The organism is Holophagales bacterium, from assembly GCA_016699405.1.
In the GTDB taxonomy this organism is placed as follows: Bacteria; Acidobacteriota; Thermoanaerobaculia; order Multivoradales; family JAGPDF01; genus JAAYLR01.
In genome coordinates this window covers 741,439-754,579 of the sequence record CP064972.1, presented here as the reverse complement: position 1 = coordinate 754,579, position 13,141 = coordinate 741,439, and the positions used below count along the sequence as shown (strand labels likewise).

The following is a 13,141-nucleotide window of genomic DNA, read 5'->3' as shown; positions in this document are numbered from 1 at the left end:
CCCGCTCAGGAGCCGGCGAGCGTCTTCTCGAGCTTTGGGATCAGCGGGTGGCCGTGGGGGTAGGAAGCGCGCAGGTCGGCGAGCGCACGCTGGCGCAGCTCCGTGGCACGCGCCCGGTCGCCGCGAATCGCCAGGGCGTCGGCAAGCCGCGCGCGGGTCTCGGCCACGGCGTAGTGGCTCGGCAAGAGGGCTTGCTCGAGATCGGCGAGCGCCTTCTCGAGCTCGGGGACCGCGCGCGCCGTCGCCCCGGTGGCGACGAGCGCACCGCCGAGCAGGCTTCGTGCGTGGGCGGTCTCGTAGTGGTCCGGTCCGAGCGCGCGCAGGCGGCTGGCGAGCGCCTCCTCGAGCAGGGGGAGAGCTTCGGTCCCCCTCCCCAGCGAAAGCAGGACGCGGCCTCGGATGCCGCGCGCCGCAGCGATCGCCGGCGAGTCCGGGGCCTGCGTCTCGCTGTACATGGCCAGCGCGCGGGAAGAAAGCTGGTCGGCCTCGGCCAGTCGGCCGGCGCGGTCGGCGTGGCGCGCCCGCCGGGCGAGAATGCGGGCGAGCGACGCGTTGGGCGGCTTGAGCTTCTGCTCGAGGATCTTCTCCGACTCGTCGATCAGGGCGAAGGCGCCCGCCGGGTCCCCGAGCTCGAGGCGGGCGTCGGCGAGGTTCTCGAGATCGACGCAGAGGTCGGGGTGGTCGGCGGGCAGGCGGCGCCGGCTGACCTCGAGGGCGTGGCCGATGAGATCGGCCGCCCGACGCCAATCGCCGCGACGCAGGGAGAGCACACCAAGGTTCGCCGTCGCCAGGGCGACACGAGGGTGATCGTCGCCCATCAACCGTCGCCACATCGCCGCCGCCTGTTCGAATCCTGCGGTCGCAGCGGAGAGATCGCCTTGATCGGCGGCGACCATTGCCCGGTTATTGAGCAGATTGGCGAGCTCGACATGGTCGCCGGGCACCACCGAGCGGAGGAGTGAGAGCGACGTGTCGAGGAGCTTGGCGGCACGAAGCGGCTCGCCGATCCAGCGATAGGCGACACCGAGCTCGCCGCCGATCATCGCCTCGCGCACCGGATCGTCGTCGTGCCCCTTCCTGAGCCAACCTTCGGCCGCGGTGAGCTCGGTCTTCGCTCCGTCGCGCCTCCCCTGCGCCTGCACGACGAGCGCCAGGCTCGAGAGGTTCTCGGCGCGATCGAGCGGAAGAGCGTCCGTCATCCGCTCGTAGATCGCATCGGCCTCGCGATGCAGCCGCTCGGCTTCCTTCCAGTCGCCTTGGTCGCTGCGCAGCCGCGCGAGCTCGGCCAGCACGTGTGCTTCGCGCACGGGATCTCGCGCCCGCTTCGCCTCGCCGAGCGCCTCGGTGAAGGTCTTCTCGGCGGCCGGAAGGTCGCCCGCCGTCTGTTCCGCGCGGGCGAGGAAGAGCAGTGTCGACGAGAGGTCGCCCGGAGCGGCGAAGGTGCGGGAGAGCGCCGTGGCCTTCTCGAGCAGCGTGCGCCCGCGGGCGTAGAGGCCGAGGTTGTGGTAGACCCGGCCCATCGTCTCGAGCAGCGTGGCGCGGACCTCGGGCTGCCCGGCGAGCTCGCGGTCGATCCGCTCGGCGCCGCGGTCGAGCGCCTCGCGGACGGTGAAGGCGGTGCCGCGCGCCTCGCTCGGGTCGGAGAGCTCGAAGAGGCCGACCATCGTCTCGGTGACCTCGCGCGCCTTGTCGCGCTCGCGGGCGACCTCGCGCAACTGGCGCTCGCGCTCGACGAAGTAGAACGAGAGCAGCACGAGGGCGGCGGTGCCGGTGGCCAGCGGCCAGCGGTTGCGCCGCACGAATTTGGCGGTGCGGTAGAGCCGCGAGCCTCGCCGCGCGAGGACGGGACGCCCGTCGAGGTGGCGCCGCAGATCGTCGGCGAGCTCGGCGACCGAGCCGTAGCGCTCGGCCGGCTCCTTGCGCAGCGCCTTGAGGACGATGGCGTCGACGTCGCCGCGCAGGGCGCGCCGGCGCCGCGGGCGGCCACGCTCCTTGCCCATCGCGGCCGCCGACGCGGTGAGCACCGGCAGGGTGAGATCGACCGTCGAAGGCGGCAGGGGCTCGCGTTCACAGACCGCGCGCAGCAGCGCCGGCAGGGTTCGCGAATCCTCCCCGTAAGGCGAGGTGCCGGTAAGCAGCTCGTAGAGCAGCACACCGAGGGCGTAGACGTCGGTGGCGACGGTGACTGGTTCGCCGCGCACCTGTTCGGGAGCGGCGTAGCGGATGGTCATCGGCGAATGGCCGTGCCGCGTCTCGACAGCGGCCTCCGGATCGAGCGCCGGGTCGAGGAGCTTGGCGATGCCGAAGTCGAGGAGCTTCGGCACGCCGTCGGCGGTGACCAGGACGTTGCTCGGCTTGAGGTCACGGTGGACGATCAGGTTGCGGTGCGCGTACTCCACCGCCGCGCAGACGTCGAGGAAGAGCCGCAGGGTCGTCGCGAGGTCGAGGCGGTGGGCAGCGACGTACTCGTCGATCCGTTGGCCCTCGACGAGCTCCATGACGAAGAAGGGCTCGCCGCCGGGTGCCGTCCCGCCGTCGAGCAGACGGGCGATCGACGGATGGACGAGGCGGGCGAGCAGCCGTCGCTCGGCGAGAAGGCGTCCGGCGACCTCGCGGCTCCCGAGCCGCAGCGGGTCGAGGATCTTGACCGCGGCGCGCTGGTCGTAGGCGCCGTCGGCGCGCTCGGCGAGCAGCACCCAGCCCATGCCACCGCGCCCCAGCTCGCCGAGGATCCGCCAGCGACCGAGCTGCGTGGGCCAGGGGCTCGGTACCGCGACGCCGGCTGGTGGAACGGCGGGGAGGTCGTGGCCGGACTCGGTTCCCGCCTCGGCGAGCAGGGCGGCGAGGTCGCCCGCCAGGTCCGCATCGTCGATCTCGAGCGCGGCCAACAGCGCTGCGCGCTCGGCCTCCGGGCTTTCGATCGCGCGATGGAAGAGCTCGCGCAGCCGGGCGTGGCGCTGCGGCGTCATGCGCCACTCTTCAGGCGAGCGCGCCGGCGACCGTGCGACGAATGCAGTCGCCACCCGTCGCCCGGACCGTCGGCGCACGGCCGGGTCGTCTGCTGGAGGTCGGCGTCCCGCGGGCTCGGGGTGGGCATCGTGCGACCGGTGCGCGGCGTTTTCCGGAAAGCTCCGCGGATGGTAGCACCGCGCCTTGCCGGGGGGCGGGCGTATCCTCGCCGGGAATCCGGGAGGAGAGGATGAACGACCTCGTCTCCGACCTCGAGAGGGCGCTCGCGGCGCTCGGCGACCCGCGGCGGGCGGAGAGCGCCGCCGAGCGGCTCGCCGTCCGGCTGCGCAGCGTGGCGGAACGCCTCCCGGACGAGCTGCTCGACCGCGTCGCCGGACTGCACAACCTCTCCTGCTCGCGCTTCTCCGGCCTCGGTCCGCTCCCGGTCGCCCACCTCCGCCGCGCGGCACGCGCCGAGATCGACCGCCGCGGTGGGGAGGGGTGGCGTGCGCTCGCTCCCGAGCACGAAGGGCTCGTCCCGCGCGGCGCGCTCGAAGGGCACGACAGCGAAGTCCGCCACCTCGGCGCCGAGGCTCCGGGTCTGCTGCTGAGCGACGCGATCGAACCGACGCCCGTCCTCTGGGACCTCGACTCCGCGAGCGAGCGGGCCCGTCCGCCGCGCGACGACGGGTTCGGGGCCGGCTGGTGGGTTCGGCGTGGGCCCGGCGAGCGGGCGCGGGCGATCGACCTCACCGATCGCCGCCCGCCGACCGAGCTGGCGCTGCCGCCGGGCGGCGTCGCGGCGGTCACCGCGACGCGGCTGGCACTCCTCGAAGGGACGAGTGGCGCGGCGGCGATCTCGGTCTGGGAGATCGCCAGCGGGCGCCGGGTCTTCCGTCGCGCCGGTTTCTCCTGGGACCGCCAGAGCGGCGACGCGATCGATCTCTGGCTCTCGCCGAACGGGAGCACGCTTGCCCTGGCGGCCGGATTCGCGAGCTCGATCACGCTCGTCGCCGTCGACGAGGGCCGGGAGCTCGCCTCGCGGGGCACGGTCGCCGGCGAGACGGGGACCACCCTCGCCGCGCTCGGGCCGGAGCCGATCGCCCTGCTGTGCCGAGTCGACGGCATCGAGCGGCTCGACCTCGCCTGCGGCGAGAGCCGGCGCATCGCCTTCGAACAACCGACGGCGGCCACCCTCCATCCGGTGAACGGCGACATGGCCGTCGGCTGCGCCGGAGCGGTCGCGCTCCATGCCGCCGACGGCTCGCCCGGATGGCACGCTGTCGTCGCCGGCCAGATCGAGCAACTCGGCTTCGACCCAGGCGGCGAGACCCTCGGCGCCGTCTTGTGCGACGGCTGGCGGCCGACAGAGCGCGGCCCCGCTTGGAGCCTCGCTTTCCGGGATCGCCACGGTCGCCGGCGCGGGCGAATCGGCGCGGGCTGTTGCTTCGCCTTCCTCGATCGTTCGGATCCCCCCGGCGCCGACCTCGCCACGGGCGGTCGCTGGGGGACGATCTGGCTCTGGCGCTTCGCCGATTGACCGGCGGAAACGCCGCGACCGCGGCGGGCGGCTTGGTATCCTGCGGACGATGAGTCCGCGACGCGTTTTCGACAAGCTCTCCGACGCGGTGGGCGGTACGCCGCTCGTGCGTCTGCGCCGGGCGGTGCCCGGCTTCGCCGGCGAGGTCTTCGCCAAGTGCGAGTTCATGAACCCGATGGGCAGCGTCAAGGACCGGATCGCGCGGTTCATGATCGAACAGGCGCTCGCCGACGGGCGGCTGCAGCCTGGCGGCACGGTGGTCGAGGCCTCGTCGGGCAACACCGCGATGGGTCTGGCGATGATGGCGGTCGAGCACGGTCTGCGCTGCGTCATGGTGGTGCGGCGCCAGACGAGCCGCGAGAAGCTCGACTCGCTCCGCGCCATGGGTGTCGAGCTGGTGCTGGTCGACGGGAACCTGCCGCCCGAGCACCCGGAGAGCTACAACCGCAAGGCGCGCGAGCTCGCGGCGACGATCCCCGGGGCCTTCTTCCCCGACCAGCACAACGACCGCACCAACAACGAAGCGCACTATCGCTCGACCGGCCCGGAGATCTGGGAGCAGATGGAGGGACGGCTCGACTACTTCGTGGCCGGGATCGGCACCGGCGGCACCGTCTCGGGCGTCGCCCGCTACCTCAAGGAACGCGACCCGAAGGTCCGCGTCGTGGCGGTCGACATCGCCGGCTCGGTCTTCACCGAGTTCTTCAGGACCGGCCGCACCGGCCGCCCGCACCGCTACCTCGTCGAGGGTCTGGGGGACGAGGAGGTCATCGGCTGCCCGGAGTTCGAGCGACTCGACGACATGCTGCAAGCCACCGACCGCGAGGCGCTGCTGGCGGCACGCGATCTCGCCCGGCTCGAAGGGCTCTTCTGCGGCGGCTCGTCGGGCGCCGCGCTCTGGGGTGTGCGGCAGGTTGCCGCCCGGCTCGAGTCGCCGGCGCGCATCGCCACCCTCTTCTGCGACTCCGGCACGCGCTACCTCAGCACGCTCTACAGCGACGACTGGATGCGGCGCCACGGCCTGCTCGACGCCGAGCCCGCCGCGGTCGCGAGTTGACGCTGCCGCGCTCCCGGATTCCCGCCGCGGTGTTACCCTGACGCCACGATTCTCTGGCGAAAAGGAGAGACCCATGCGCGCTCGTAACCTCGTGGCACTCGCCGCCGTGGCGGCGCTCACCCTGACCGTTCCGGCGCTCGCCCAGGACCCGGTCTTCCTCGGCTCGTTGCCGGCCGACGGCGACGTCGCCCTCCGCGCCGACGGCGACGGGCCGACCTCCTGGCTGGTGCCCCGGATCAACGATCGTGCGGTGAGCTTTCCAACCACCTCGGTCGGCAGCTCCTCGCTCAAGCAGTGCTACTACATCTGCTGGGGCGACAACTGCACCTCGTCCGGCACGGTGACTCTCGACGAGGCGCTCGCCGCACCGTTCTCGGTGATCAACCTGCGGCGCCACACCGGGCCGATCAACGGCAGCGGCGACTGCACCGGCACCGCCGTGAGCTTCCCGGTGAGCCTCTCGGCCAATCAGCAGCTCATCATGGACTTCCGCTTCGCCCCGACGGCAGAGGGCAACTTCGCCGACACGATGATCGCCAGCGGGCTCGTCTACAGTCTGACCGGCTCGACACCCGGCGCCGGAACGACCTGCACGCCCGACTCGACGACCCTCTGCATCGAGGGGCGCTTCCGCATCCGGGTCACCTACAGCACGGTCCAGGGCGGGGGCCTCTCCGGTTCGGGTCGCGCCATTCCGCTCACCAGCCTCGGGGTCACCAAGGGCGGCCTCTTCTGGTTCTTCGGCGCCGACAACCCGGAGTTGCTCATCAAGGTGCTCGACGGCTGCGGCCTGAATGGCAAGCGCTGGGTCTACTACTCGGCGGGGACCAACGTCGGCTTCACGGTGACCATCGTCGACCTGCAGACCGGGGCGACGAAGACCTACACCAATCCGGACCTCAACCCGGCCGCGCCGCTCCAGGACACCTCGGCCCTGAGCTGCAGCTGACCCCCCGCGCGCGGAGCGCGCCCGGCGCTTGACAGGCCCGGGCGCGGCTCCTACCGTGCAGGGCGGGGCGTCTTTCGCGCCCCGGGGAGAGCGGAGCGCATGGCAGGCGCCGGGTGGACCCGCCGCGAGGTGCTCGAGCTCGCCACCCGCGGCGGGCTGGCGGCGGGTGTCGCACCGCTCCTGCCCGCGTCCTGGGCGCTTGCCGCGGCCGAAGCGGACGGCGGCGATCCCCTCGCGGGGCGGATCGCCCGGGCCCCGGTGGCGCGCTACTGGGTCTCCGCCGACGCTCCGGAGGCCTCCTGCCGCGACTGTCATGCGTCGCCGCCCGCCGAGGCGCCCCACCGCCACCGTCCGGCAGCGGTCCAGTGTCTGCTCTGCGCTCACGCCTGCGTGCTGCGCGAGGGTGAGCGCGGCCGCTGCCGCGCGCGGGTCGTCGTGCGCGGGGAGCTGCGCAGTCTCGTCTACGGCCACCCGGTCGCCGAGCACGTCGATCCGATCGAAAAGAAGCCGTTCTTCCACTTCCTCCCCGGATCGGCGGCCTACTCCTTCGGCACTGCGGGCTGCCCACTGCGCTGCCGCTTCTGCCAGAACTGGGAGATCTCCCAATCCTCGCCCGAGGACCACGGCGGAGCGAGCGCCACGCCGGAGGCGCTGGTCGCGCGGGCCACGGGGCGCAGCGCGCCGATCGTCGCCTTCACCTACAACGAGCCGACGGTCTTCACCGAGTACCTCGTCGATGTCGCACGCGCGGCGCGCCGGCGCGGGTTGCGCTCGGTGCTCGTCTCCTGTGGCTTCATGAACGAGGCGCCGCTCGCCGAGATGATCGAGGTGCTCGACGCGATCAAGATCGACCTCAAGGGCTACGCCCCGGCGTTCTACCGCGACGTCTCCGGCGCCGAGCTCGCCCCGGTGCTGCGCAGCATCCGGCAGATCGCCCGGGCCGGCCGCCACCTCGAGATCGTCAACCTGGTCGTGCCGACGCTCAACGACGCGGACGGGATGCTCGGCGAGCTGGTGCGCTGGGTCGCCGGCGAGCTCGGGCCCGACGTGCCGCTCCACTTCAGCCGCTTCCACCCCGACTACCAGTTGCAGAACCTCCCGCCGACCCCCGTCTCGACGCTCGAGCGCGCCCGCGAGCTGGCGCTCGCCGCCGGCGTGCGCTACGCCTACGTCGGCAACGTGCCCGGCCATCCGGGAGCGCACACCACCTGCCCGCACTGCGGCAAGGTCTGCATCGAGCGCAGCGGCATTTTCCTTACCGCGCTGCACCTGAAGGACGGCGCTTGCGCTTTCTGCGGCACGAAGCTCGCCGGGGTCTGGAGCTGAGATGAGCCACCGTCGCGTGCGCGCCCTCGCCGTGTCTGCACTCCTGGGGCTCGGCGCGATCACGCTCGCGCCTGCGGCGAGCGCGCCGGAGCCCGCGGCGCCGGGTGAGCGCCCGCCGGCGGTGGCGGGGAAGTTCTACCCCGCCGACCCGACCCGCCTCCGCGCCGCCGTCGAGGCGTATCTCGCCGACGCCTTGCCGCCGCCGGCCGGAGCGCCGGTGCGACCGCTCGCCCTCCTCGCGCCGCACGCCGGGCTCCTCTTCTCCGGCCCGATCGCCGCCGATGCCTACCGCCAGGCGACGGGCTTCGAGGTCGAGGTCGTCGTCGTCCTCGGCACGAACCACACGGTCCCCGCGTTCCCCGGCGTCTCGGTGCAGCAGGCGACGGCCTACCGCACGCCGCTCGGACGGATCGAGGCCGACACCGCGCTGGCGCGGCAACTGCTCGCCCTCGGCGGCGAGGACGGTCTCGTGCGCTTCGACCCGGCCGCGCACACGAGCGAGCACTCCGAAGAGGTGCAACTGCCGTTCGTGCAGGTGGTCTTCCCCCACGCTCGCGTCGTCACCGCGGTGGTCGGCAGCTCGGACGCGCATCGCGCGGCGCGCTTCGGCGAGCTCCTTGCCCGCGCTCTCGCCGGACGGCGTGCGCTCGTCGTCGCCTCCTCGGATCTCTCGCACTATCCCGCCGCCGACGCGGCGGTCGAGGCCGATACCCGCGCGCTGGCGGCGATCGCCACGCTCGACCCGGCCGAGGCCTCGCGCGAGCTCGCGCGCATCGAGCGCAGCGGGGGGCCGGCCCTCGTCACCGCCGCCTGCGGTCAGGGGGCGATCCTCGCAGCGATGGCGGCGGCGCGCGGGATGGGGGCGACGCGCGGCCGGGTGGTGAGCTACGCAAACTCGGGCGACACGGTGGCCGGCGAGCGCGACCGCGTCGTCGGCTACGGCGCGGTGGTGTTCGACGCCGGTCCGCCGCTGCCGAGGGAGAACGAAGCGAAGCCGGCCGCAAGCGTGACGACGACCGCACCAGCCAAGTCGGAGGCTGAGCTCTCTCCCGCCGATCGCCAGACCCTGCTCGCACTCGCGCGCCGCACGGTCGAGCGCTGGTTTGCGACCGGGACGCTGCCCCTGCCGCGCCCGGAGGGCGCGGTCTTACGTCGCAATCAGGGTGCGTTCGTGACCTGGAAACAGCACGGCGAGCTGCGTGGCTGCATCGGCCACATGGCCGAGGACACGCCGCTCGCCCTGACCGTGGCGCGGATGGCGATCTCCGCTGCGCTCGAGGATCACCGCTTCCCGCCGGTTCGACCGGACGAGCTCGCCGGGCTCGAGCTCGAGATCTCGGTGCTCTCGCCGTTCACGCCGATCCCCGGCCCGGGAGCGATCGTCGTCGGCCGCGACGGCGTGATGCTCGACCTGGACGGGCATCGCGCGGTCTTCCTGCCGCAGGTCGCCCCGGAGCAGGGGTGGGAGCGCGACGAGATGCTCGGCCACCTCTGCGCGAAGGCGGGTCTGGCGAGCAACTGCTGGCGCCAGGGCGCCAAGCTCTCGACCTTCCGCGCGGAGGTCTTCGGCGAGAAGGGGCCGGGCTGAGCGTCCTCCCGCCAGGCCCGCCGCCGAAGCGCGGCGAAACCGTCGTCGCACTCTTCGCGGTCGGCCTCGTGACGCTGCTCGGCCAGGTCGTCCTGCTGCGCGAGCTGCTCGTCGCTTCGTTCGGCAGCGAGCTGGTGGCGTTGCTTGCCCTGGCGGTGCTGCTCGGCGGCTCGGCCCTCGGGTCGTTCGCCGGCCGGAGATGCGGAGCGGCGCGGGGGGCACACCTGCGGGTCGCCTTCCTCGCCTTCGCGGTCGCGCTGCCTGCCGCGTTGACGCTGGCGCGGCGGTTGCGCCGGCTCTTCGGCGGCACGCCCGGGGCCTACCTGCCGTTCGGCGAGCAGCTCGCCGGCCTCGCCCTCGTGCTGCTCCCGGTCGGCGCACTCGGCGGCCTGCTCTTCGAACGAGCGGCGCGGCTCCATCTTGCCGGTGGGAGCGAGGGAGCACCACCGCGCACGCTCGCCGCGGCCTACGCCGTCGAGAGCGCCGGCGGGCTCGGTGGCGGCGCGCTCGCCACGCTGCTCCTCGCCGCCGGCGCGAGCAATCTCACGACGGCCCTCTTCGCCGCCCTCCTCGCGCTCGTCGCGGTCGGGCTCTCGCCGCGCTCGCCACCGCCTCGCCCGGCGCCCCGGCGAGGCGCGTGGGTCGCGGCCACCGTGCCGCTCGCGGTCGCGCTTCTCGCGGCGCTCGCCCAGTCCGGCGCGCTCGACCGCACCCTCACCGGTTGGAACCATCCGGCGCTCGTCGCGACGCGCGACACGCCGTACGGCCGCGTGAGCGTCACCGCCGCCGGCGGCCAGGTGGTGGTCTACGTCAACGATGCCCTCGCTGGGGAGAGCGAGAGCGTCGCGGCCGAGGAGCTGGCCCATCTCGCCGCGCTCGAGGTGGCGCGGCCCGAGCGCATCCTCCTCTTCGGCGGGGTGGTCGAGGGGTTGGTGCCCGAGCTTCTCGCCCACCATCCACGCGAGCTCCGGGTCGTCGAGGTCGACACCGCGTTGCTCGCCGAGGTGCTGCCGCTCCTGCCGCCGCGAACGCGTGACGCGCTCGCCGACCCAGCCGTGCGTCTCACCCACGCCGATCCGCGCACTGCGCTAGCCGGCCTGGCGGAGGCGGGCGAGCGTTTCGACCTCCTCGTCGTGGCGATGCCGGAGCCCGACTCGGCACAGGCCAACCGCGTCTACACCCGCGAGTTCTTCGCCGCGTGCAACCTTCGCCTCGGCGACGCCGGGGTGCTGGCGCTCCGCCTGCGCGGCAGCGAGAACCTGCTCACCCCGGCGCTCGCGCGGCGCACGGCGAGCATCCGTCGTGCCCTCGCCGCGGTCTTCCCCTCGGTCCTGGCGCTCCCGGGGACGACGACCGTGCTGCTCGCCTCGCGCACCCCCCTCTCGCTCGACCCGGAGCGGCTCGCCTCACGCCTCGCCGAGCGCGGCGTCGCGCCGCGTCTGGTCACGCCTCCCTACCTGCGCTACCTCGTCACCAACGACCGTCGCGAGAGTCTGGAGCGCGAGCTCGCGACGAACCGCGCGCCGGAGAACCGCGACGGGCGGCCGATCTGCTACTCGTACACGCTGCTGCTCTGGCTGGCGCGCTTCGACCCGGCGCTCGCCTGGCTCGAATGGCCCGCCGGGGCAGGCGCGGGGGCGAGCGCGGCGCCGCTCCTCGCGGTCGCCGTCCTGGGGTTGTTCGCGGCAGGGGCCATCCTCTGGGCGCGGCGGCGCGACCGCCGGCGGCGGATGCTCCTCGCCGCGGCCGCCGGCGCTCTCGGCATGCTCCTCGAAGGGGTGCTGATCCTCGCCTACCAGGTCCGTCATGGCGTGCTCTATCAGGATCTCGGCCTTCTCCTCACCGCCTTCATGGCCGGCCTCGCCGTGGGAGCGGCGGGCGTCGCTCGTGCTCGACGCCGGCGCGGGCGGGTCGCGGGATGGGGGCTGATCGCCGGTCTCGTCGTCACCTCGCTTCTCGCCGGGCAGACGCTCTCGCTGCCGACCTGGACGGGTCTGCCGCTCGCCCTCCTGCTGCTCGCCGTCGCGGGTGCAGGAACGGGCGGGCTCTTCGCTTGCGCGAGCGGTGGAAGCGAAGCGGCGGCGGGGGAGATCGGCTCGATCTACGCCGCGGACCTCGGGGGCGGCGCCTGCGGCGCGCTCGCCGGAACGCTCGTCCTCGTGCCGCTCTTCGGTCTCGCGGCGACCGGGCTCCTGCTCGCCGCCGCTGCGCTCGCGCTCGGCCCGCTCCTGGCGGGCTCGGAGGGTTGACGTCGCCCCCGAAGGATGTCGCGACGGCTCAGGTCGCGTGCGGGTCGACCGTCGTCGCGTAACGGTTGTAGACCGCCGTCAGGCCGCAGATGAAGAGCGCCGAGGCGAGGCCGATGGCGGCGTTGAGGTACGGCGGCGCGGTGAGCGCCAGGCGCAGGAAGACGGTCGCCGCCGCGAAGCCGGAGTTGCGGAAGACGACCGGGTAGGTCGAGCTGTAGCGCAGCGAGACGAGCACCAGCAGGATGTCGCTGAAGATCAGCAGGGTGTAGAAGGCGACGAAGAAGTTGTAGCCCTCACCGCCGGTGAGCACGTCGCGCAGATCGTCGGCGGCGATCGCGGCGAAGCAGCCGAGCAGCAGCAACGCCAGCCCCTTCTTCGTCGCCACGAAGTGCTCCCGTTCGTGGGCGTCGGCAGTGATCGGCCGGTGGCGCTGGATGCGGTAGAAGAGCCAGAGCAGGGCGAAGACGGCCAGTGCCCCGAAGGCGTCGGAGGCCATCCGTCCGATCGACGTGCGCACCTCGTCCCAGCCCACCGGCTCGGTGAAGGTGGTGAGCTCCTTGAAGGTCTGGCGCAAGAGGATCAGCGAGAAGATCTCGAACTGCTTGCCGACCGATTCGGACACCGAGTGGGCGAGCGAGAAGACGACGCCGATCACCTCGAAGAGCAGCAGCAAGGTGAAGGCGAGCGAGACGGCGTGGAAGTGGCTTGCCGGGAGCTGGGCGGCGAGCGCGTCGGGCAGCCAGCCCTGGCGGCGTGCCTCGATCGCCGCGAGCGCGGCGGCGAAGGAGGCGACGAGCAGGGAGCCGACGAGGCGCTGCTGGCGCGGGTCGTCCCAGCGCCGTTGCAGGCGATCGAAGAGCGCCACGACGCTCCCTGGAACGAGGTCCATCGCCCTTCAGGATAGCCGCGTTGCGGCGGAATGCAATCGCCGGCACCGGCGCGCCGTCCGATAGGATGGCCGGCCATGAGCAAGCGCACCGCTCTCGTCCTGCTCGGCGCCGTCGCCGCCGCGCTCGTCGCCCTGCAGCTCCTCCCGGTCGACCGCTCGAATCCTCCCGCCAGCGAGACAGTGTCGGCGCCCCCGGCGGTGATGTCGATCCTGCGGCGCGCCTGCTTCGACTGCCATTCGCACGAGACGGTCTGGCCGTCGTACAGCGCCGTCGCGCCGATCTCCTTCCTCGTGGCGCACGACGTCGCCGAGGGGCGCGAGCATCTGAACTTCTCCGCCTGGGATCGCTACGACGAACAGGATCGCGCCAAGCTCCGCCGCAAGGCCTGGAAGGAGGCGGCGCGCGGCGACATGCCGCTCCCCATCTACCTGCCGCTGCACTCGGAGGCGCGGTTGAGCCCCGCCGACGTCGAGCAGCTCCGCCTCTGGGCCGAGGCCGCGCCGTCCGGCGGGGCGGCGGGTGCGAGCGCCGCTGGCGCCGAGCACGACTCCGGAGAGCAGCGCGAGCACGACCGGCACGACTGAGCGCCGGCG

At 73.2% G+C, this 13,141-nt stretch carries 9 protein-coding genes; 7 read left to right on the top strand and 2 right to left on the bottom strand.

The features are described from left to right. Positions 1-5 precede the first annotated feature (5 nt). The gene (locus tag IPJ17_03150; GenBank protein QQR74603.1) at positions 6-2,969 is read right to left on the bottom strand and encodes a serine/threonine protein kinase; all 2,964 of its coding nucleotides are present in this window, start codon (positions 2,967-2,969) and stop codon (positions 6-8) included. A 230-nt stretch (positions 2,970-3,199) separates the two neighbouring features. On the opposite strand from IPJ17_03150, the gene IPJ17_03145 reads away from it, so the two are divergent. The 6 genes from IPJ17_03145 to IPJ17_03120 all read left to right on the top strand — a co-directional run bounded on the left by IPJ17_03145 (position 3,200) and on the right by IPJ17_03120 (position 11,658). Next, positions 3,200-4,489: a hypothetical protein gene (locus IPJ17_03145; GenBank protein ID QQR74602.1), complete on the top strand. Its 1,290-nt coding sequence runs from the start codon at positions 3,200-3,202 to the stop codon at positions 4,487-4,489. Between the two features lie 49 nt (positions 4,490-4,538). After that, positions 4,539-5,546, top strand: a complete 1,008-nt coding sequence (locus tag IPJ17_03140) for a cysteine synthase family protein (protein ID QQR74601.1) — start codon at positions 4,539-4,541, stop codon at positions 5,544-5,546. 73 nt (positions 5,547-5,619) lie between these two features. Continuing rightward, positions 5,620-6,495 carry a hypothetical protein gene (locus IPJ17_03135; GenBank protein ID QQR74600.1) on the top strand — a complete coding sequence of 292 codons (876 nt, stop codon included), beginning with the start codon at positions 5,620-5,622 and terminating at the stop codon, positions 6,493-6,495. A 99-nt stretch (positions 6,496-6,594) separates the two neighbouring features. Next, positions 6,595-7,821 (top strand): AmmeMemoRadiSam system radical SAM enzyme, encoded by a 1,227-nt coding sequence (amrS, locus tag IPJ17_03130; GenBank protein QQR74599.1) that lies wholly within the window; start codon positions 6,595-6,597, stop codon positions 7,819-7,821. 1 nt (position 7,822) lies between these two features. Beyond that, positions 7,823-9,409 (top strand): AmmeMemoRadiSam system protein B, encoded by a 1,587-nt coding sequence (amrB, locus tag IPJ17_03125; protein ID QQR74598.1) that lies wholly within the window; start codon positions 7,823-7,825, stop codon positions 9,407-9,409. Between the two features lie 68 nt (positions 9,410-9,477). Next, entirely contained in the window at positions 9,478-11,658 is a 2,181-nt protein-coding gene (locus IPJ17_03120; protein ID QQR74597.1) for a hypothetical protein, read from the top strand. A 28-nt stretch (positions 11,659-11,686) separates the two neighbouring features. On the opposite strand, the gene IPJ17_03115 is transcribed toward IPJ17_03120, so the two are convergent. Then, entirely contained in the window at positions 11,687-12,547 is an 861-nt protein-coding gene (locus IPJ17_03115) for a hypothetical protein (GenBank protein ID QQR74596.1), read from the bottom strand. A gap of 75 nt (positions 12,548-12,622) precedes the next feature. On the opposite strand from IPJ17_03115, the gene IPJ17_03110 reads away from it, so the two are divergent. Beyond that, a complete protein-coding gene (locus tag IPJ17_03110) occupies positions 12,623-13,132 on the top strand; it encodes a heme-binding domain-containing protein (GenBank protein QQR74595.1) in 510 nt (169 codons plus the stop codon). Positions 13,133-13,141: the final 9 nt, after the last annotated feature.